Annotated in this window: 1 protein-coding gene; it reads left to right on the top strand. The window is 38.4% G+C overall.

The window, feature by feature from the left end; all coding sequences use genetic code 11:
* Nucleotides 1-2,262: DEAD/DEAH box helicase (locus tag E0946_RS07095; RefSeq protein WP_133201768.1), on the top strand; the 2,262-nt coding region annotated here is incomplete at both ends.

The following is a 2,262-nucleotide window of genomic DNA, read 5'->3' as shown; positions in this document are numbered from 1 at the left end:
ACTGGCAATCCATAGATGAGAAGGGATGCTATCATATTCATTTTGTTGCCACTCCGGATAAAAAAGAGTTTTTCAATACTCAACTGGATGTAGTCTATGACCCTGAAAGTCAGAGAATTATAAATCATCATTGTCAGGAATGCAAGGATGATGAAAGCTGTAGACACTACCTTTCTGTTTTGCGTTATGCTTATCTGAATCTGAGGACAGATATATTTGAACAACCAGCAGTTGAGACCTGTGATGGAACAGTTTTAAGGGGAAGAGAAAAATGGCTGGAGGCATATTCTAAAGCAGCTCTGGAGATTGAAGGAATATATGCCCCGGATACCGATAAAGTTCGGTTCTATCACGATAGTTATGAACCACTTAATATCGCTTTATTGATGAGAATCCAAGCCGGAGCTGATATAGAAGGTATTACAGAACAGGAAAAGAAGGACCTTTTAGCACAACTGGAAGTATTTACTGATACCGAGCAAGCACTTTTCAGATTTCTAAATGTCAATAAAGCTGCTTATAGCTCCAAAGCAAAGTTCTGGTCTCTTTACAAAAAAGATTTCCCCTATGCTCTGGGTTATCTTCAGGCTTTAAATGGTAAACTCAAAGTTCGGGAAACGGGTGAACCTCTCAAATTTAGTTCAGAACCCTATCCTTTGAGTTTACGCATAGAGCCTGCTGGAAAAGTTAATTATCGGGTTTATCCAATTATTATAGATGAGCTTTCTGCTGTGTATTCAGGTTATCCCACCAGGCTCTTCTTTCGTAATGTTGTCCGTCCTGTGTATCTTCCTTTAAGTAATGAAAGCATAGACCTACTTTTCAATCAAGCTCTTTTGATTAGTGCCAAAGATTTAATTTACTGGAGCACAGTTGTTCATAGACAGTTGCATAAGCAAGGCATATATCTTGACTTAGACCCTTCCATAGAGCTTCCTGAAATTATCAGCAGTGAACCAAGAATAAAGTTCAAGGTTTTTCCGATGGGAGCAAATTATATTCTGGAAGGAAAACTTGTATATCCCTCTCCCTATTCAGAAGAAGGTCAAAAATTGGAAATACCACTTTCCACTATCCGATTTCAAGCACCTTTAATCCGTAGTGACTATATTTCGGAGGAAGAAACAGGAAATGCCTGGTTCTATATACCACCTCACATCTTTGACCAGGCAAAAGAACTCTTTGAAAAACTCCCGGAAGCTAATAAGAGTAGATTGGAACAATATTCCCAACTTGTCTACGAAGGTGAAGAAGGTCTGGATAAACTTCGTAAAAGTCTATTTGAATTGGAATCTCCAGAATGGGATCTGGAAATAGTTCCAGAATTGCGAGGATATTTTATTCAAAAGGTTGACCTGCAGGTGGAAATCAAAGCCAGACGTAGTGAGGAAATAGATTGGTTCAGTTATGAAATATCTTATTTTTACAAGGACTTAAATTTCACCTATGAAGAACTCAATCGCTTCTTCCGTTCTAAGGAAGAATTCCTGCATACCAAAGATGGAAGAATCCTTTATATCGTTAATCCTGAGGTCTTTTTAGAAAGTGCCAGATTAATTAAACACAGTGATAAACTTGCCGATAATGTCTATCGTGCACGCTTGATAGAGCTCCCCTATTATCATCGTTATATGCAAGAAAATCCAGCATTTCGGGTGCTGGGAGATGATTTTCTCACCCAACTGGGAATTGACTTAAAACGTGGACATCTGGAACACACTGAACCCCTTCCACTTTATCTGCAAACTGTTATGCGTGGTTATCAAAAAGCTGGTTATGCCTGGATAAAGATGCTGGAATATTATCACCTGGGAGGAATTCTGGCTGATGAAATGGGTCTGGGAAAAACTATTCAAGCTTTAGCTGCCATTCAGAATGCTCCAGAAAACACACAAAGTCTGGTGGTTTGTCCTAAAACTCTGTTATATAATTGGGCTGCAGAAATAGATAAATTCCATATTAATATTCCCTATCTCATTGTGGAAGGAGATAAGGAAACTCGTATTCAACTGCTTCAGAACCCAAATGTGAAACTCTTTATCATTTCTTATACGGTAGTCTTAAACGATATGGATATTCTTAAAGATAAAACACTTCACTGGATAATCCTGGATGAAGCTCAAAATATAAAAAATGTTAATGCCAAACGCACTTATGCCATCAAAAAAATCGCAGCTGAACATCGTCTTGCCCTTACAGGAACTCCGGTGGAAAATAATCTTACCGAATTGTGGTCTATTTATGACTTTTTGATGCCTGGCT

The organism is Candidatus Syntrophosphaera thermopropionivorans (genome assembly GCF_004353895.1).
Classification (GTDB): Bacteria; Cloacimonadota; Cloacimonadia; order Cloacimonadales; family Cloacimonadaceae; genus Syntrophosphaera; species Syntrophosphaera thermopropionivorans.
The sequence above is the reverse complement of the archived record's forward strand: the minus strand, read 5'-3'. Positions and strand labels throughout refer to the sequence as shown.